The organism is Saprospiraceae bacterium, from assembly GCA_016712145.1.
In the GTDB taxonomy this organism is placed as follows: domain Bacteria; phylum Bacteroidota; class Bacteroidia; order Chitinophagales; family Saprospiraceae; genus Vicinibacter.
The window spans coordinates 198,084-216,678 of the sequence record JADJRO010000003.1 but is presented as its reverse complement, the minus strand read 5'-3'; the positions used below and the strand labels follow the sequence as shown (position 1 = coordinate 216,678).

22 protein-coding genes are annotated in these 18,595 nt (G+C 35.7%); 17 read left to right on the top strand and 5 right to left on the bottom strand.

The genetic code is table 11. The features are described from left to right. Positions 1 to 23 precede the first annotated feature (23 nt). The 10 genes from IPK91_13485 (at position 24) to IPK91_13440 (ending at position 8,060) form a co-directional block, all read left to right on the top strand. On the top strand, positions 24 to 770 hold the full coding sequence (locus IPK91_13485) for an MBL fold metallo-hydrolase (GenBank protein MBK8298259.1): 747 nt from the start codon (positions 24 to 26) through the stop codon (positions 768 to 770). Positions 771 to 1,232: 462 nt separating this feature from the next. Further along, positions 1,233 to 1,577, top strand: a complete 345-nt coding sequence (locus IPK91_13480; protein ID MBK8298258.1) for a TfoX/Sxy family protein — start codon at positions 1,233 to 1,235, stop codon at positions 1,575 to 1,577. Positions 1,578 to 1,608: 31 nt separating this feature from the next. Beyond that, positions 1,609 to 1,977, top strand: coding sequence for a VOC family protein (locus IPK91_13475; protein ID MBK8298257.1), 369 nt, complete (start codon positions 1,609 to 1,611; stop codon positions 1,975 to 1,977). Positions 1,978 to 2,034: 57 nt separating this feature from the next. After that, positions 2,035 to 2,514 (top strand): GNAT family N-acetyltransferase, encoded by a 480-nt coding sequence (locus tag IPK91_13470; GenBank protein MBK8298256.1) that lies wholly within the window; start codon positions 2,035 to 2,037, stop codon positions 2,512 to 2,514. Between the two features lie 263 nt (positions 2,515 to 2,777). After that, positions 2,778 to 3,608 carry an AraC family transcriptional regulator gene (locus tag IPK91_13465; protein ID MBK8298255.1) on the top strand — a complete coding sequence of 277 codons (831 nt, stop codon included), beginning with the start codon at positions 2,778 to 2,780 and terminating at the stop codon, positions 3,606 to 3,608. Between the two features lie 64 nt (positions 3,609 to 3,672). Then, complete coding sequence (locus IPK91_13460) at positions 3,673 to 4,080, top strand: DUF1761 domain-containing protein (protein MBK8298254.1); 408 nt, start codon at positions 3,673 to 3,675, stop codon at positions 4,078 to 4,080. Positions 4,081 to 4,092: 12 nt separating this feature from the next. Next, the gene (locus tag IPK91_13455) at positions 4,093 to 4,623 is read left to right on the top strand and encodes a DUF4287 domain-containing protein (protein ID MBK8298253.1); all 531 of its coding nucleotides are present in this window, start codon (positions 4,093 to 4,095) and stop codon (positions 4,621 to 4,623) included. A gap of 18 nt (positions 4,624 to 4,641) precedes the next feature. Beyond that, positions 4,642 to 5,940 carry an amidohydrolase family protein gene (locus tag IPK91_13450; GenBank protein MBK8298252.1) on the top strand — a complete coding sequence of 433 codons (1,299 nt, stop codon included), beginning with the start codon at positions 4,642 to 4,644 and terminating at the stop codon, positions 5,938 to 5,940. Between the two features lie 67 nt (positions 5,941 to 6,007). Next, positions 6,008 to 6,466 (top strand): hypothetical protein, encoded by a 459-nt coding sequence (locus IPK91_13445; GenBank protein MBK8298251.1) that lies wholly within the window; start codon positions 6,008 to 6,010, stop codon positions 6,464 to 6,466. A gap of 52 nt (positions 6,467 to 6,518) precedes the next feature. Continuing rightward, the gene (locus IPK91_13440) at positions 6,519 to 8,060 is read left to right on the top strand and encodes a DJ-1/PfpI family protein (GenBank protein MBK8298250.1); all 1,542 of its coding nucleotides are present in this window, start codon (positions 6,519 to 6,521) and stop codon (positions 8,058 to 8,060) included. Positions 8,061 to 8,364: 304 nt separating this feature from the next. Here the strand turns inward: IPK91_13440 and IPK91_13435 are convergent, their stop codons facing one another. Genes IPK91_13435 through IPK91_13420 form a run of 4 tightly spaced genes read right to left on the bottom strand, consistent with a single transcriptional unit; the run spans position 8,365 to position 11,100 of the window. Beyond that, the gene (locus tag IPK91_13435; protein MBK8298249.1) at positions 8,365 to 9,036 is read right to left on the bottom strand and encodes a hypothetical protein; all 672 of its coding nucleotides are present in this window, start codon (positions 9,034 to 9,036) and stop codon (positions 8,365 to 8,367) included. Continuing rightward, positions 9,036 to 10,088 carry a hypothetical protein gene (locus IPK91_13430; GenBank protein ID MBK8298248.1) on the bottom strand — a complete coding sequence of 351 codons (1,053 nt, stop codon included), beginning with the start codon at positions 10,086 to 10,088 and terminating at the stop codon, positions 9,036 to 9,038. Before IPK91_13430 ends, IPK91_13435 begins: the two co-directional genes overlap by 1 nt. Continuing rightward, on the bottom strand, positions 10,045 to 10,677 hold the full coding sequence (locus IPK91_13425) for a hypothetical protein (protein ID MBK8298247.1): 633 nt from the start codon (positions 10,675 to 10,677) through the stop codon (positions 10,045 to 10,047). Before IPK91_13425 ends, IPK91_13430 begins: the two co-directional genes overlap by 44 nt. A 6-nt stretch (positions 10,678 to 10,683) precedes the next feature. Beyond that, the gene (locus tag IPK91_13420; protein MBK8298246.1) at positions 10,684 to 11,100 is read right to left on the bottom strand and encodes an HNH endonuclease; all 417 of its coding nucleotides are present in this window, start codon (positions 11,098 to 11,100) and stop codon (positions 10,684 to 10,686) included. A gap of 179 nt (positions 11,101 to 11,279) precedes the next feature. Here IPK91_13420 and IPK91_13415 point away from each other — a divergent pair, with 179 nt between their 5' ends. The 4 genes from IPK91_13415 (at position 11,280) to IPK91_13400 (ending at position 14,490) form a co-directional block, all read left to right on the top strand. Then, entirely contained in the window at positions 11,280 to 11,804 is a 525-nt protein-coding gene (locus IPK91_13415) for a sigma-70 family RNA polymerase sigma factor (protein ID MBK8298245.1), read from the top strand. After that, positions 11,801 to 12,196, top strand: coding sequence for a hypothetical protein (locus tag IPK91_13410; protein ID MBK8298244.1), 396 nt, complete (start codon positions 11,801 to 11,803; stop codon positions 12,194 to 12,196). Before IPK91_13415 ends, IPK91_13410 begins: the two co-directional genes overlap by 4 nt. Continuing rightward, positions 12,180 to 12,989 (top strand): ImmA/IrrE family metallo-endopeptidase, encoded by an 810-nt coding sequence (locus IPK91_13405; GenBank protein ID MBK8298243.1) that lies wholly within the window; start codon positions 12,180 to 12,182, stop codon positions 12,987 to 12,989. The genes IPK91_13410 and IPK91_13405 overlap by 17 nt, the downstream gene beginning before the upstream one ends. A 601-nt stretch (positions 12,990 to 13,590) precedes the next feature. Then, the gene (locus IPK91_13400; protein MBK8298242.1) at positions 13,591 to 14,490 is read left to right on the top strand and encodes a hypothetical protein; all 900 of its coding nucleotides are present in this window, start codon (positions 13,591 to 13,593) and stop codon (positions 14,488 to 14,490) included. Here IPK91_13400 and IPK91_13395 read toward each other — a convergent pair. Beyond that, entirely contained in the window at positions 14,477 to 14,827 is a 351-nt protein-coding gene (locus tag IPK91_13395) for a hypothetical protein (GenBank protein ID MBK8298241.1), read from the bottom strand. The two genes, IPK91_13400 and IPK91_13395, sit on opposite strands and share 14 nt — an antisense overlap. Before the next feature lie 33 nt (positions 14,828 to 14,860). Between IPK91_13395 and IPK91_13390 the strand changes: the two genes are divergently transcribed. From IPK91_13390 to nhaA, 3 genes are read left to right on the top strand one after another with little or no spacing between them, the layout of a single operon-like run. Beyond that, a complete protein-coding gene (locus tag IPK91_13390; GenBank protein MBK8298240.1) occupies positions 14,861 to 16,240 on the top strand; it encodes an HAD-IB family phosphatase in 1,380 nt (459 codons plus the stop codon). Between the two features lie 3 nt (positions 16,241 to 16,243). Then, positions 16,244 to 17,416 (top strand): cation:proton antiporter, encoded by a 1,173-nt coding sequence (locus IPK91_13385; GenBank protein MBK8298239.1) that lies wholly within the window; start codon positions 16,244 to 16,246, stop codon positions 17,414 to 17,416. Beyond that, on the top strand, positions 17,403 to 18,563 hold the full coding sequence (gene nhaA, locus IPK91_13380) for a Na+/H+ antiporter NhaA (GenBank protein MBK8298238.1): 1,161 nt from the start codon (positions 17,403 to 17,405) through the stop codon (positions 18,561 to 18,563). Before IPK91_13385 ends, nhaA begins: the two co-directional genes overlap by 14 nt. The last annotated feature ends 32 nt before the right edge of the window (positions 18,564 to 18,595 follow it).

Genomic DNA, 18,595 nt, shown 5'->3' with positions numbered 1-18,595 from the left:
AATAATTTTAAAAATTAAAGACAATGAACAAAATAGTTAAAAGAATACTTATTGGAGTTGGAGTACTCGTAGGTATAATCGCATTAGTAGTAGTAGGTTTTTTATATAAATTCAGTTCCGAAACGGGGAAAATGACACCTGTGGAAACAGGACAAATTTCAGAACACGGATACGCTATAAAAGACGAATTTGTAAATATGTACCTTATCAAAGACAGTTTAGGTTATATTGCAATTGACGCAGGTAAAGATATAAAAGTAATTGAAACAGAATTAAAGAAACTGAATATTAAACCTGAAGAAGTAATTGCAGTTTTCTTGACACACTCTGATATGGACCACGTTGCAGGACTTCCTTTGTTTACAAATGCCAAATTGTATATGGCGAGAAACGAAGAAAAAATGCTTAATGGAGAGAAGCAAAAAATGCCAGGCTATAACAACAGTTTGAGTAGAAAAGACTACATTTTGTTAGACGACCATCAAACTGTTGAAATTGGGAAACATAAAATCAACTGCATACTAACAGAAGGACATACAAGTGGTTCAATGTGCTACCAAGTAAACGAAAAGAATTTATTTACTGGCGACATTTTGAGTTTACACGATGGTAAACTTGGACATTCCGTAAAGTTCTTTGACCTTGACCACGATATGACAACTAAATCAATTTCAAAAATTACGAATATTCCAAACGTAGAAGTTATTTTGACCTCACATTGGGGAATTTCAAAAGACTATAAAAACGCAGTAAAAGATTGGAAAGAATAAACCGAGAAAACGGGCAGCAGCTAACAGGGGTTTTGCGATAGTGGGGCTTCAGTGCTTAATTCAACATTTGTGCTTATATTTGGCATTAGTGTTGAATTGAGCTTTTGTGCTTTTAATTCCCCACCATCGCAAAGCCCCAAACCGTTACTGCACATGATGCAAGAGGGACGCCAAAATGATTGTACTTTGAATTCATATCGCTCTTGTTTGGCTTTATATTCAACTTTGCGTCGTACTTAATTTTACATCCTTAAATTTTTACTTGTTGGAACAGCATCACGAACCAGTAACAGGCTACACACGCCATACCGCCTTCAACTCCCGGATTCTATTTTAATTCTTTCGGTATTTAAAATTTATTTTTTACTTTTGGTTAACGTTGGTTTGGCGGTCCAGCGTGTATAGCCAGACCGTTATCGGCAACCTTATGACGACACCAATGAAACTCACTAACATTGACAAATGGCATACAACGAAAAATTAGCAAATCGTATTCGGGAGCAACTTGCAGACCTTCCTAACATTGACGAAAAAGAAATGATGGGCGGTTTGACATTTATGGTAAACGACAAAATGTGCATTGGCATAATTAAAGATGAACTGATGTGTCGCATTGCACCCGAAATGCAAGACACCGTTTTAGAAAAAAAAGGTTGTCGCATTATGGACTTCACAGGCAGACCGATGAAAGGTTATGTAATGGTGGACGACACGGGGATGAAAACCCAAAAGGAATTTGACTACTGGATAAATCTTTGTTTAGAGTTCAACAGCAAAGCCAATTCATCAAAAAAGAAGAAAAAATAATTACATTTATAAACAATAAAAATCAAACAAAATGACAAATTCAATCAACTGGTTCGAAATCCCAGTAACAGATTTCGCAAGAGCAAAAAAGTTTTACGAAACATTGTATGGTGCTGAAATTATGGAAATGCCTTTCCCTGATGGAAAATATGGTATGCTACCTTGTGATATGGAAAGAGGCGTTGGTGGCGGAATTGCACAATACGAAGGTTTTGAACCTTCAACAAAAGGTGCATTAGTTTATTTAAACGGGGGCGAAGATTTAAGCGTTCCACTTTCTAAAGTTGAAGCCGCTGGAGGTAAAATTCTTTTGCCTAAAACTTCAATAGGTGGAAATGGTTTTATGGCTCACATTACCGACACAGAAGGAAATAAAATTGCACTTCACTCAATGAAATAATATAAAAAAGGTGGGACAGCTTCGCTGCCCTGCCTTTCTATGAATAAATTGATAGTAATGAAAATCTTAGGAATAACGACACGACATGCAAAATTGGACGACTTGGGTGAAATGCAGAAAATGTTTGTGGACACCATTTCGACAATTTGTAAAGACGATTATTCACACGAGCAAATCAAAGTTTGGACTTCTTCAATAAAAAACACACAACGCTGGACAGACAAATTATCTACACAATATTTTCGTATTGCTGAGTTCGACAATAAAATAGTTGGCTACGCTTCATTAGAGAACAACGACTATTTGGACTTCCTCTATGTTCACAAAGACCAACAAAGACAAGGCATTGCCGACAAATTGTATTCTGAAATTGAAAAACAAGCAATTAAAAATGGTGCGACCTCTATTCATTCAGACGTAAGTAAAACGGCACGACCATTTTTTGAAAAGAAAGGTTTTAAAATAATCTCACCGCAGACAATCATAATTCAAGACATTGAAATCATAAACTACAAAATGACTAAAAAAATATTGTAGAAACATTGACTGAACCAGATGAAAAGAAGAAAGGCAGCCGATAACAGCACCTACCCAAAAGGCGGGGTTTTGTGTTCCAAAGACAGTTTTGAGGTTAATCAAACATTAGTTTTTCAAATCAAGTTTTGTGGTATAAGTTCCGCCCTTCGGGTAGCTGCAAAACGTTATAGGCAAGCGTAACAGACGACTTGCTAAACTATTAACCTACAACAAAAATGACACTTGACCAATTGTAAAAAGGTTATTTCTTCAACTATAACAATATGATTTTTGAACAATATCACCTTCCATCTAACCTTAAAAAGCACCTTGAATCAATCTTGTATTTTAAGGGCCTCTCTCCTGACCATTCAATAGAAAGAATTGTTCCCACAGGGCATGTTTTTGTAGTTTTTGAATTAGACAATATACCACGAAATACATATGACAATGAAACATTAGCACAGATTGGCACATTTACAAAAGTTTGGGTTTCGGGTACACATCGTAATTTCCTTTCAATATCGGCACATCAAAATTCCGAAATGCTTGTTATCCAATTCAAGCCTACAGGTGCATTTCCATTTTTACATTACCCTATTCAGAAACTAAATGATAAAGTAGTTTCAGCAAACGAAATATTTGGAAAAGAAATTTTGAAATTGAGAGATGATATTCTTTTGACAGAATCTCCCCAGTCAAAATTTGAACTTGTTTCAAACTGGTTATTAGAGAGATTTGACAGCAAAAAAGAAGCCCCAGACTATTTGTTGACTTTTACAGAGCGACTCCAAAAAGAACCTTTATCCAACTTGAAAAATATAGTTGACAGCTATCCTGCATCGCAAAAGCAGTTAATTGAACACTTCAAAAAGTATGTTGGGCTTACTCCTAAATATTATCACCGCATTTTACGGTTCAATGAAATCCTGAAAATGATTAATCAAAAGGAAAAACTATCATGGGCAGATATTGCATACAGTTGCGACTATTCTGACCAATCACATTTTATAAAGGAGTTTTTTCTGTTTTCTGGTTTCAATCCACAGGAGTTTCCTAAAATGGATTTTACAAGAGACCAAACAAACTTTTTTCCATTGGACAAAAGAGGTTAATTTTTTACTATTCAGGCAAAAAGAAAGTACTCATCTTTGCAAATAAATTTTAAACTATCACAAAATGAACTTTGCAGAAGTAATTCAAAACCTGAACTGGCTTGCAATAATTGTTGCAGCATTATCAACCTTCTTGATTGGCGGGTTGTGGTATTCTATCTTTGAAAAATCCTGGATGGCTGCTAATAATTTCAACCTTGAAGACTTAAAGAAAAGAAATATGCCAGTTGTATTCGGACTGTCTTTCTTCTTGGCTTTCCTTATGTCTTTAAACCTTGCAATGTTTATTGGCAAAGAAGATTTAGCGTATGGAACTATTGCGGGATTTTTGACAGGTTTTGGTTGGGTGGCACTTGGCATTGCAATTATTGCATTGTTTGAAAACAGACCACTGAAATATGTTATAATAAACGGTGGCTACATGATTGTATCGTTCACATTGATGGGAGCAATTTTAGGTGTATGGAAATAAAATAATTAAAAAATGGAAAAAGGATTATTAGAGAAAACCGGAAAGTCGCTTGACCATTGGATTAAAATAGTCAAGCAATCAAAAATTGAAAAGCATTTAGAGATAATAAATTTCCTCAAAGCCGAACATGGCTTGTCTTATGGCTTCGCAAATTTTGTTGCCTTGAAAGCAAAAATAACTGATGCCGCATCAATAGCAGATACAGATTTATTGAGCATCCAGTATAAAGGAAAGGAAGAACTAAAATCAATTTACGAAAAGTTAGTTGCTGAAATTAAAAAGTTCGGTAGTGATCTTACTGTTACACCAAAAAAAGACAGCGTAAGCATCATAAGAAAAAAACAATTTGCTATTATCAAACCTGCAACAAAAACCCGAATAGATTTAGGATTAAAATTTAAAGACAAGCCAACAACATCAAGATTGCAGGATTCGGGACCCTTCGGTTCAATGTGTACACATCGTGTCGTGTTGACAACCATAGCAGAAGTAAATTCAGAATTGTTGGGTTGGCTTAAAGAAGCATATCATGGTGCGAACTGATATTCAACTAAATTTTTTATGGCGCAAATAACCAAATACCATCTACTCATTTTTCTTATTGGCATCAGCAGTAATGTTAAAGCACAAAAACCAAATTACGAATCTTCCCTTTTAATTATTCGAAACATCAATATAGTTGATGTGACAACCGGAAAAATATTGCATAAACAAGATGTAGTTGTAAAAGACCAGTTGATTATTTTTATCGGCAAGTCATTTACAGAATCAGTTTCAACCAATCCAAAATACATTGACGGAAAGAGGAAATATTTATGTCCCGGACTTTGGGATATGCACTTCCATTTGTGTTGGGATAAAAATAATGACACACTCTTGTTTCCAGTTTTGTTAAAAAATGGAATCACCGGCATTCGTGATATGGGAGGCGACTTAAAGATCATGAACAGTTTCAAAGCCGAATCACAAAGCTTCAAGCCGGATATTTACGGAGCAGGTCCAATGATTGACGGAAACCCTCCTGTTTACTTTGACTTTTCAATGCCTGTTGACGATAAAACCAACATAACAGTACTTCTTGACAGTTTAAAAAATAGCGGTGCTGATTTTTTCAAAACCTATTCTCTGATTAAAGAAAAACAGCTAAGAGATATTTCAACTTTCTGCACAAAATATAATATTCAATTTGCCGGACATCTTTCTGAATACATTGAACCTGAAATTTCGATTTCCTTAGGACAGAAAAGTATTGAACATCTGAACAGGTTGGATATTATTTGGGAAGACAACAAAAACAGATTAGACAGTATCGCCAATCTGATGAAAACAAATCACACATTTCTCTGTCCAACACTTATCACCTATCAATTGAAAACAAAAGTTCGTGACACCTCAATCGTAAACAGAACTTACTCAAAATATATTTCTGCTTCTCTTTTGAGTGAATGGCAAACAGCTTGGGGAAAAAGAATGACAAGGCACACAAAACTTGCGGATTGGGAAGGACTGAATAAAACATTTCAATCACAAATGCAGTTAGTAAATCACCTGCACAAAATGGGAGTAATGATTTTAGCAGGAAGCGATTTTGCAGGAATGGCATATGTATATCCGGGAATAAGTTTACATCAGGAACTGAAATTATTAGTTCAGGCAGGATTGTCAAACTATGAAGCATTAAAAACAGCAACCATCAATCCTTCAATTTTCATGTCAAAGCAAAATTTTTACGGCTGTGTAGCAGTTGGGAAATATGCTGACATGTTAATCTTAGAAAAAAATCCTTTTGACAATATTGAGAATCTTAACACAACAACATTTGTAATCGTAAAAGGAGAAATATTTAAAGGCCAAAAATAATAAATCATGAAAATTACATCTTTTGATATCAACAAATACGGACTGAATTACTATTAATTCCAACCAAATGAAATCACTTCTCTTCATTTCTATTTCGCTTCTTTTGACATTTTCGTCAATAGGACAAACAACAAATCCTAATTTGGATTCTACCCTTGTTAAGTCTTTGGGTGCCGATGATTATGGTATGAAAAAATATGTTTTAGTGATTCTAAAAACAGGCGACAATAAAACAACGAATAAACAATTTGTTGACAGCTGTTTTAGTGGTCATCTTGCCAATATTGGGAAATTGGCTGAAACTAAACAACTGATTGTTGCAGGGCCATTTGGAAAAAACAATGATGATTTCAGGGGTTTGTTTATTCTTAATGTAACCACCATTGTCGAAGCTAACAAACTTCTTGAAACAGATCCAGCAATAAAAGCAAATTTATTAAGAGCAGACCTTTATCCATGGTATGGGTCTGCAGCAATACCTGAATATTCAAATACACACAATAAAATTTGGAAAATAAAACCATAACCTATGAACAATATTTTCCTTTTACATTCTCTAACTTAAGTTTAATAAAATCATGAAAAAAATATTGTTTTTCTTATTCCTCACAGCTTCAATGAATTCATATGGTCAATTTAAGGCTGATAGTAATTATAAACCATTAGATGTTGCTATCCTGTTATATGATGGTGTCGAACTTTTAGATTTCGCAGGACCTGGAGAAGTGTTTCAACAAGCCAACTTTAATGGTAAAGACGCTTTTAATGTTTATACATGTGGAATAAACTCAAATAAAATAATCAGTCAAAGTTTTCTAAATATTACCACACAATTTATAATTGATGATTGCCCAATGCCAGACATATTAATAATACCAGGTGGTAATAATTTAGATCTTGTAAGCAACGAAAAATTAATAGCATGGTTATCAAAAGTAAATGAGAAAGCAAAATTTGTTTTATCGGTATGTAATGGACTAAACCTACTTGCCAAAACAGGTTATATAGACGGAATGACGGCAACCAGCCATTATGGTGCGATTGAAAACCTCATTAAAAACTACCCGAAAATTAATATAGTTACCGGTAAACGTTTTGTTGATAATGGAAGAATTATTACTACCGAAGGAGTTTCTGCTGGGATTGATGGCTCTTTATATCTTCTGTCCAAAATGTTTAATATGGAAGTGGCTAATGATGTTGCTAAAATAATGATGTACAACTGGAAACCCGAGACGCTTGATTATCTCGTTACTCAAAAAGAAGATACCTTATTTGAAAAACGAATTTCGGGTTTTACTTGGATGCCTGATGGCAATGCCATTATATTGAATGTAATGAAAAATGATAGGACTGGAAAAACATCTCCCATATTAAAAAAATTCAAATTTTCCATTCCTTCTAAAACCGTTGAGTTATTACCAATTGTTGGAGGCGGTTTAACCGTTCCTCCAAATGGCAATTCGGTTGCTTATATCAAGGAGGTTAATGGTAAAGACCAAATTTATCTTTATAACTTTAGCAGTGAGGAAGATAAACTGCTGGTGAATGATACCCTTAAGAAATATGCTATCAATTGGTCACCAAATGGCAAATATTTAATTTATAATATCCAAATTGGAAAAGGAACAAACGCAAAGGTTGAAATTTGCACTTATGAAATAGAAAGCCAAAAGGTAAAACATATTACTAAAAACAGCGCCTTTAAATGTTATACTCCAATTTGGAATCCAAACAGTGATAAAATAGTTTACACTGCTGAAAAAGGTGATAAGCATGATCAAATATACTTAACAGATAAAAATGGAAGTTTTCATACTAATATTTCGAATGATACAACGACACACAACTACTCACCACACTGGCTTGATGCGACAACAATTATATACATTCAATCTCCAGAAAACATAATGACGATGAAAGTAGACGGAAGCCAAAAACAAATTATTAATGGAATAAACACAACCCAATTCAAATATAACTCTTCCACAAATAATATAATATATTTAGATGATAATGGGAATTTGATTATAGCCGATTTGAAAAGCAAAACCAAGAAAATTCTTATTAGTAAAAATCAATTGAATGCTCTTTTTAGCGAATCTTATTTTGAAAAATAAACCTATTCAATAGCACTAATAGATAGCAACAGTTAGTTTGACCTTTTCTCAACGACAGACAGGAACGCCAGCCTATAACAGCGGTTTAGCAAAAGTGGCGGTGTAGAGCTTCGTATGAAAGTTTTTCGTAAATTTGAAGTGCATGCTTCGTATGAACTTTTGTGGTGAAAATCGCCACCTTCGCCAAGCCGCAAAACGTTGTGCCTCATTGTGAAAGCCGACCCGCATATGGCACATTTCGTTTTTTCCGACACACAAGCCAACACTAAAAAACCAAAAGAGCCATTTTTTGCCATCGCTTGATTTATTTGGGCAGCTTGTAATCATGGTATATTTTAAAAAATGCAAGCAATTGTGCTCCGTCTTGAAAGATATAGTCTTTTGCATACCGTAATTCCTTGAAAACATCTCTATGGCAATGCCTAAATTTGACCTTGTGGCAAAATGGACATTCAGCAGTTCTTGGCGGATTATAATCTTGCAAAATAAAACGAAACATCTCAAGCAGTTCTGCCGGATTTTTTGCCTTTAGTTTGCTCTGATAGTATTCAATCTTTCCAAAAATACCATGAGAGTATTCTCCATGACGATAATAGCCCTCTCTAATTCTGAATGTTTGATTGGCAAAATAAGGAATAGCATAATTTTTAATGTAATCAGATACATGCAAACCATTCTTACAGATAATTTTTGCGTTTGCTGGATAATCAACACAACAAGAAAAATCATCTTCATAAACATGCCAATCTGCATTGTGCGGAAAAGCATCAGCAGTTTCAAAAAGTTTAGGAAAAGAAAATGGGTAACTATCGCTACCCTTAATCTCTATATGATACTTTGCCCATTCCTTATTGTTAGCATCAACAATAGGAAGTTCACCCCTTAGAAATTTTTCACCATCAACTTCTACAATGGTTAGCTCGTTGAAAATGGTTGGAACAACTTCAATATCCTTTTCAAAATGCTCATTCTTCATTATTCAGCATAAGGTCTTGTAGTTGGAGGTATCATTGCTCCCAATCCAGCAGACGAATTAGAAGTATCATCTTTATCCTCACCTAATGGAAATCTTTCACTTAAATGTTTACGCCAGTATTCAGTTGCCTTTTTGAAGTTTTTTTCTTGCAATGCCTTTGTGGCATCATCAATAAACTTTGCAAGGCAGTCTATGAAATAATCCTTATGTGCATAATCCTTCAACAGGTTTTCACCTTTTGGAGTTGTTGGTCGGTTGCATTCAAAAGACCTTTTCAATTTTGTTTGAATAGCAAGCAAAGTTTCTTTCAAGGCAATATCATCACGGTCTTTGCGATAAACTGCATTTTCTGCAATCAAGATGGTAATAATCAACCCGCTGGGCATTGGTTTGCTTTCGTTTTCAAATTCACGGAAATCAAACCACCCTTTCCCATATCTTACCAATAATCTTAGTTGTGGATTTTTTTCAGCAAGGTCGTTAAACCAATCTGTAAAAGCTTTCGGGTCGCTCTCAACCCAACCATCTCTCTTATGTGCAAGTTCAGGCGTATCACCTTTCTTATAATAAATTGGTTCATCAATATGATGTCCATCTGAAAATAATGTTCTTACACAAGTGTTTTTATCAATTGGGTCTTTATCGGTGTGACCTGTTACAGCTTTTACAACCCAATCGTGGTAGGTTGCAGTAGAGTTTCTATCCTTTGCGTCTTTATCACCTTCAAAATAAATTCCATCATCAACATCGTAATAAAGAACTTTAATTTCCTCATTTCCGTCTTTAATTGTTCGTGGTAGCGGATTAATGATGGTGTCCATTGACATTGACCCTTGACCGCTAAATTTAGGTTGCAGCTCATCTGGTTTGTTTTCTTTAAACCACCTCCTTACTTTTTTACGAAGTTCTTTACGAGAACCTTTTAAGTTTTTTCTCCTAGAATCGGTCAATCTAATTTCACCGTTATACTTTTGAAAATGTTCGTTACAATTTGCCATAGTTATTAAATTAAAATTTACCTTTAAGGTGTTTTGAAATAAGAGTGCCTTCAATTTCACCCCGTGTTTGTATTTGTCGATTTGTAAAATAATGCCCAATTAAACAGTTACTACCCCCATCTTTACCTGGGTGAAACCGAAGTTTATTTGCCCCTTCGTGGCAATCTAAACCCCCGTTTTGTTTTGTGCCGCTATTCAGGTAGAACAGATAGATATCAAAAAAACCATCTTCGTCTTGCCTGATGTCCTCAACCAAACTTTTTGAAGATGTTTTCTCATTTGGCCCATCACTGAAATAAGTATGCACTTTGATTTTGGAAGCCGTCTGGACTACTTCAATGAAGCAGGGCTTCTCACCGTCAACACCGTTCCATTTAAACTTTACTTTACCTTCATATCTACCAGCCATATTCGGAACAGACATAAGCAGGTTAAAAACAGGCAACTTCCAAAGAATTTGATTGTAGAGTAGGAAAAACATTCCTAGAATGCTCACAGTTGTTGGCACTCTTAAATGACTTCCATTAGGCAGATATTGAACTAGCAGCGGGTTTATCCATTCGCCAACGCAATAATCAATAAAACCCGATAGGGCAATGATTGAAATGATAAGCGGTGTGATTTTATAATATTTGAAACTCATCTTGTTTTATTTTTTCGGTGAATTTTCATTTCCAATTAAACCGCCAACAAAACTTCCAATCAAGCCACCGACAGGTCCGCCAATAGCAAGACCAATTCCACCACCAATCAAAGCCCCGCCAGCCGTATTATTGCTTTTTATTTGCTGCTTCTTGCTTTTTGAATATGGAGCACGGCTATTGCCGTGTTGAGACCGTACCGTTTTAGTGTGGCTTGTCCCTTTATCTATATTGCATGAAATGCAAGCAGGGTAAAGGTTGTTCATGTGGTCGCTACCACCATTTGCTTTTGCTATTGAGTGCTCAATGTGCCAACTTCCTCTTGCACCTTGCACACCGTAATTAGTAAAACTCAGTTTCTTGTGGCAGATATGGCAATAACCATCTGTCTTGCGATAAATTTTTTGTAATCTTTCTTTCTCCATTCTTGATATATATTTTGTAAAACTCTAACCTTCACCATCCACCAAAAACACAACCAAGTAAAAACTCGGACTATTTGGCAGAAAGAGGGCTTTCAAATAAGTATGCTGAGAATTCAAATAAATTTGCCACCGAGTGGCAAAAAAATTTCAGACCTTAGCATACTATTATAGAAAAGTAGATGAATCTTGCTGAAGCAATACAGTCGGAAAACATGGATGAAATCATAGACAGTATGAATGCCTATGCCATTTCTGTTTTAAAATCTGTTGGAGTGAAGGACTTCAACGGCAAGCACCCTGTTGACTTTGTTGGCGACCTTCTTTTAAAAGTAATGGAAGGAACACGGGATTGGGACAAAGCTGAGTGTTCATTTAAAGAGTTTCTGTTTGGCTGTTTAAAAAGCGATATTTCCAGTTTTTTCAAGACTAGAATGCGACAAAGTTCAGACGAATTGCCTGAAATCCCGATAAATGGTCATCCCATAAACGTTGAGGAGAAGAAAAATCAAATAGTAGAGCTTCTAAAACAAGAAGGTGCTGACGATGATGAACTGATAGTATTTGAATACTGGATGGATGGAATCTACAAGCCAGCGATAATTGCAACAGAATTAGGAGTTCCTGTTAAAGATATATATGTAATCATCAAACGCCTTGAACGCAAGAGGAAAAAAATTGAACAACATGCAATCAATATCATATGAGTAACGAAATCAAAAATAAAATTGGTGAAGCTTTGTATCACTTCTATTTGGAAGCCGACAAAGACACTATCAAAGATTCGCTGAAAGATGATATTCAAGATATGGCGGAATATGAAAAGAAGAAAAAGCGAATAATCTTTTTAGCAAACGCTGCTGCAAAGAAGAAACATAATGAATATCTGCTACAACTTGCTGAGAAATTTGAGCAAGCACTTTTATTAAACATTGAAAAGCCAATTGCTATTCTCAAACAAATTATTCATGGAAATGCTTCTTTAGCATTGCACAGAAATCTTGATAAACTTTCTAAAGAAGAAATCATTGAAATCATCAAGGACAAAAATCTAGTAGAACTTTTAGAGCAATTAGATAATAATGAAAAGAAGCACTAATGCTCAAATACAGGCACAGAAACTCTTAGAAGATTGCGGACTGGATGAAATCACAGACCTGCCAATGGACTTATTTGTTGCTGGGCTGGATGCAGTTTTCATAGAGGAAGAATTAAAACACTGTGACGGAAAAATAATTTTTGGTAACAGCAAAGCAGTTATCAAGGTTAATTCACACATTCAGTTTCCAGAGAGAAAAAGGTTTGTGGCAGCACATGAAATTGGTCATTTGATAATGCACAGGGGAATGAAGTTACCTGACGATGTATTTTCAAACTTTAATATCATCTCTGGCATGGAAAAGATGTTGAAGAATGGAACGCAAGAATTGGAAGCCAATGAATTTGCAAGCGAACTCTTAATGCCTGAAAAGCTATTTATGCAAGAAGCAAGAGGAAAAAAATTTTCTCCGCTTTTGATTAAGCAACTTGCAGAAAGGTTTAAGGCGAGTTTAACAGCCACGGTTTTTAAGTATCTGCAATTAGACAATCTCCATCCTATTTGCCTTGTGTTTATTGAAAACGGTAAAGTGAAGTATTGGAAAAAGTCTGATGAGCTGAAAGTTTGGCTTGGCGATTATAATCGTCTTGCACCACCTGCCGACTCAGTAGCTATGGAATACATTCAAAAAGATTATGAGTTTATTTACAAGATGGAAGAAAAGGCACAGGAGATAAGTAAATCAACTTGGTTTAATCTAAACAAATACAATGATGAGGATTCAGTTTTTTATGAATACTGCATTCCGACAAGGAGATATAAAACTATTTTGAGCATTATTTGGGAAGATTGAAAGCCAACGCAGCAGTCACACACATTTGCAAACCGCTACAAGCCCACGCGCAGACCAAAGTTTGCAAAAGAGTGTGTCTTTTCCAACGCTAACAGACGGACGAAAAAACAACGAAGGCACAACATTGTATAAGAGCAATAGCGGGTAAAGTGGTAAATCGAAGGTTTGTGCATTTAATAAATTTTGGCGGTGTCGGACAGGTAATCGCCTTGAAATCCGCTACTGCTCTTATACTTGAACGTTAGCGCACATGATGCAAGAATTTTTTTAAGATAGCTTTTGGGTTCGATTAATGTCGCTATTGCTTGGCTTTTAAAAATCAATTGCAGCGGATTTTTTTGGCAGTTTAAAACGTTTCACTTGTTGGGACAGCATCACGCGACCCTAACAGGCACTACACGCTACCCCGCTATCAACTTTATGTTTTACTCTTAATTTTTTTTTGTTTTTTAAAAATTATTTTTTACTTTTGGTCAACCTGCGTTTGGCGGTGCAGCGTGTATTGCCAGACCGTTACTGCCAATTAATAAATTATTTAATTGGGAGAGAGTTAGAAATTTGAAAATAATAAGTTTTTAGTCATTAATTAAATCCAAATATTATGAAAAATCAAACATTTTTACGCATCATTTTAATTACTCCAATATTTATCATTTTCTCTTGTGTAAGTAGTAAGAAATATTCGAGTATGTCTTCTGAGTATGAAAGTACGAAGGAGCAATTGGAGTCAGCTAAGTCCAGACTCTCAGAAATTGAAAAATTAAGGATTGCCGAAGCTAGTGAATCTAAATTAAGGATTGAGGAATTAAATAAAAGGCTATTGAATATTGAAGCAACAAGTACCTCAATTGAAGAAACTAATTTTGGAACAGATTATCTAAATTACAACTTACCGTTATTAATAAATGATAAAAATATGACTAAATATGAAGACTCATTAAAGAGTATCTCTTCAAAAAATGTAATCACAGAAAGTGAATGGCGGTCATGTTCTATAAACGAACCAAGGAAATTAGGGACACTAAATTCTGGGTCAAGAAGATTTGTTTATGTTCTGGACAAAAATAATCAAGCTAATGGTAACTTATTTGGACTTGTAGGTCTGAACCTTAGTAAGAGAGATAGAATTGCAATTGTTGATTATGTAGAGTTTAAGGATACAATTTGCACTCCAGGAAATGGAAAAAAAGAGCAAACAAGTATTAGATTAGCAGCTGGTGTTAGACTAGTTATTACAATAAAAAATGCAAATAAAAAAGTAAGCATTAATATTCCTTCAAAAGTAGCAGCTGCTGCTGAATTTGGGTTAGCTGAAGCAACATATACAATTGAAACTATAGGATTTAAAACTAAGGAAAGTAGAGATATTATAGCAGGCTTAGGAGGAGATTTCAATGTTGAATCTTACACAAGAGTTATTGGTGCTCATGATAAAATTGTTAAGACAATGAAAAATGAAATGATAGTCAACCCAGTTCAAATCCCAATCAAAGGACAATGAACATAACTGGCAGTAACATAGTACTTGCGATCATGCCGCTGAAAGTTAAATGTTTCACTTTTGTGAAATAATGAAAACAAGCTTTTACTTTTGGCTTCCGGTGAAGGGCGGCACGTCGCAAGTACTTGTCCGTTAGCTGCAACTGCAAAGCGACAGTGCTACTATCAAACTTTGAGGCGGACAATAACGACAGTAGAAACTTCGGCAAAGCCGTTTGGCTATCCTTCGCAAAAGCAAAAGAGAAGCAAAGCCACTCAAAAAGCCAACGCACTTTTGCTTCACATTTGCTTTTGCCCCACGCACAAATACCGTTTTTCATAGCGGCATGACGGCTCAATAAGTTACCTTTGACAATAACAAAAAACGACTAATGATAACAGTAATTATTCCGACACTTAACGAAGAAGAAAACATTGCCAGTGTTGTGAACTTTGCAAAAGGTCAGCCTCATGTGACAGAGGTAATTGTGGTGGACGATAAGTCGCTTGACAAGACAGTTTCCATTGCACAGGAAAACGGAGCAAAGGTTATCACCAGCACCAAATTAGGCAAAGGTGCATCTATGAAAGATGGTATCTTGTGTGCAACTAATGACATCATTGCTTTTCTTGATGGCGACATTGACCCCTATCCGCACTACACCATTAAATTATTGACCGACCCCATCCTACAAGGTGAAGTTGATTTTGTAAAATCTTCATTCAACCGCAATGCAGGCAGGGTAACAGAACTTGTGGCAAAACCACTCCTCAGTATTTTCTTCCCTGACTTGCTTCGATTTAGCCAACCATTAAGCGGAATGATTGCAGGAAATAAATCTCTCTTTCTGCAATTGGATTTCAGAGACGATTACGGGGTGGACATTGGTATCCTGATAGACATGTACCTGATGAATGCACGAATGAGAGAAATAGAAATCGGGTATCTTGAAAACAAAAGCAAACCTTGGCAAGCCCTTGGAAAAATGAGTAAGGAAGTAGCGCAGACGATTATACTTAAAGCTGCTTCTTCTAAAAACCCTCATTACAACTTTGAAGAGCTTGGAGTGTTGAATGAAATTCGTTCGCAAATGGAATTTGCTTTAGAAAATCAATTAAACACTCTTGACAAGTTAGTTGTGTTTGACATGGACAACACACTTTTAAAAGGAAGATTTATTGATACCTGTGCCGATAAGTTCAGTTTCAAAAATGAATTGATGAACATTCGTTCATCCGAAACGGATGTAATCATTCTTACTAAACGAATAGCTACTTTGCTAAAAGGCAAAACGATAAGTGAACTCATTGGAATAGCTGACAGTATTCCGATTATTGAAGGCACAAAAGAAATTATTGCAGAACTAAAAAAGCGAGGTTACATTGTCGGAATAATTTCTGACAGTTATGATTGCATCACCAACCATATCAAAAATAAGTTGGGAATGGATTTTTCCCTATCTAATGAACTGGAATTCTCAAAAAGCATTTGCACAGGCGAAGTAAAAATTCCATCTTTTCTTTTCAGCCACCCAGAGAGTTTGTGCAAGCACACACTTTGCAAAACAAATGCTATGCTTAATGTCCTAAACAAATACCAAATCAAACGAGAAAACACAATCACAATTGGCGACAGCATGAACGACCTTTGCATGATAAAAGAGGCAGGACTTGGAATAGCGTTTTGCTCTAAAGACGAATTGGTAAACCATCATGCCGACATTGTAATTCACGAGCCAAGTTTTTCCGAACTATTAACCCTTGCTAAATAACGAATGACCACAACCATCATTATCACTATTTGTGTGCTTCTGCTTTTAGCATATGTTTTTGACATTAGTTCGGCACTTACAAAAATTCCTTCGGTAATACTTTTGTTGCTGTTGGGTTGGGTTGTAAAACAAACGGTGGATTTGTTCAACATTCATATTCCTGACCTTAATCCACTTTTACCAATATTCGGAACTATTGGTTTAATCTTAATCGTGTTGGAGGGTTCATTAGAACTTGAACTCAATAAATCCAAACTCTCTGTAATTAAAAAATCTTCTCTCAATGCACTCCTACCAATGTTTGCTTTGGCATTTCTTTTTGCATTTGCCTTTCAATACATCGGTCAGGTTTCCTATAAAATGGCTTTGGTAAATGCAATTCCATTTTGTGTAATCAGTAGCGCCATCGCTATTCCAAGCGTCCGAAACCTTTCAGCTTTCAACAAAGAGTTTATTATTTACGAAAGCAGTTTGTCTGATATTTTCGGTGTGCTGTTCTTCAATTTCATTGCCCTCAATCAAATAATAAACGCACAATCATTTGGAAACTTTGCTTTGCAATTTCTTCTCATAATCGTTATTTCATTCTTTGCCGTTTTAGGTCTTTCATTTCTATTAAGTCGCATTAGGCACCACATCACCTTCACACCGATTATTCTAATTGTCATTCTTATTTATGCGGTTTCAAAGGTGTATCATTTACCCGGCTTAATCTTCATTCTTGTTTTTGGCTTATTCCTTGGCAACCTTGACGAGTTGAAACGGTTTAAGTGGATAGAAAAATTAAGACCTGAAAAATTAGATAAAGAAGTAAAGAAGTTCAAGGAGATTACAACAGAAGCTACATTTCTAATTCGGGCATTGTTCTTTCTTCTATTTGGTTTCCTGATGGAAGCTAAAGAAATTCTAAATCCCGAAACAATTCCTTGGGCAGCGGGAATTGTTCTCTCCATTATTTTAGTTAGATGGATTGCACTTAAATTTTCAAAACTTCCTTCATCGCCTCTGCTATTTGTTGCACCAAGAGGACTAATTACCATACTGCTTTTCTTGGCTATTCTACCCGAACAAAGTATTTCAATCGTAAATAAATCACTTATCATACAGGCAATAATTCTCTCTGTTTTGGTAATGATGTTAGGACTAATGGCAGCTAAGAAAAATGAAACTAACTAAACTATTCACTGAATTTTTTGAAAGCGAAAAGGCGGGAGGCCTTTTACTGATTGGTTGCACAGCCATTTCACTTTTACTTGCAAACTTTTTTCTCAAAGACAACTATATTCAGTTGTGGCATTTTCAAATTGGCGGACACAGTGCCACACATTGGATTAATGACGGACTAATGACCATTTTCTTTTTGCTCATAGGTTTGGAACTTGAACGGGAAATTTATATTGGAGAACTTTCAAGTTTAAAGAACGCTTCACTTCCAATCTTTGCAGCACTTGGTGGTATGCTTGTTCCTGCAGGACTGTTTTTACTTTTCAATTTCGGGACAGACACTCAATCAGGAGCAGGCATTCCAATGGCTACAGACATTGCCTTTGCAATCGGTATACTTTCGCTTCTTGGTAATCGTGTGCCAGCGTCACTAAAAGTTTTATTGACAGCGTTAGCAGTTATTGACGACTTAGGTGCAATCATTGTCATTGCAATTTTCTACACAAGCTCATTATCATTTACATACTTGTTTTTAGCACTTGGTATTTTCGGACTACTTTTAATTTTAAACCGACTGAAAGTTCACAACCTTATTCCATATCTCATTGGAGGTGTTGCAATGTGGTATTTTATGCAACAGTCGGGAGTTCATCCGACAATCACAGGAGTTTTATTAGCGTTTGCAATTCCATTTGGTGACGGTGGAGAAAAATCACCTTCTTACATACTTCAACATTGGTTACACAAACCAGTTGCGTTTTTTATTTTGCCTTTGTTTGCATTGGCTAACACTTGCATCAGCATTGACAGTGGTTGGCAGGCAAGTTTAACGCAGACAAACAGCATTGGAATTTTTGCGGGGCTTATAGTCGGCAAGCCACTTGGTATTTTTCTTTTCAGCTTCATAGCTATTTCGCTTGGACTTTGTGCATTGCCAGAGGACTTGAAATGGAAACAAATTGTTGGCGTAGGACTTCTTGCAGGTATTGGCTTTACAATGTCAATCTTCATTACGCTACTTGCGTTTGACAATCCCGAACTAATCACACAATCAAAAATTGCAATCCTCATTGCCTCACTTGTAGCAGGGACACTTGGATATTTATGGCTTAGAGCTACATTAAAAACACAAAATACAGAAATAGAAAACGGGGACTGAGCAACTCAGCCCCCATGTCAATTATTACCTGA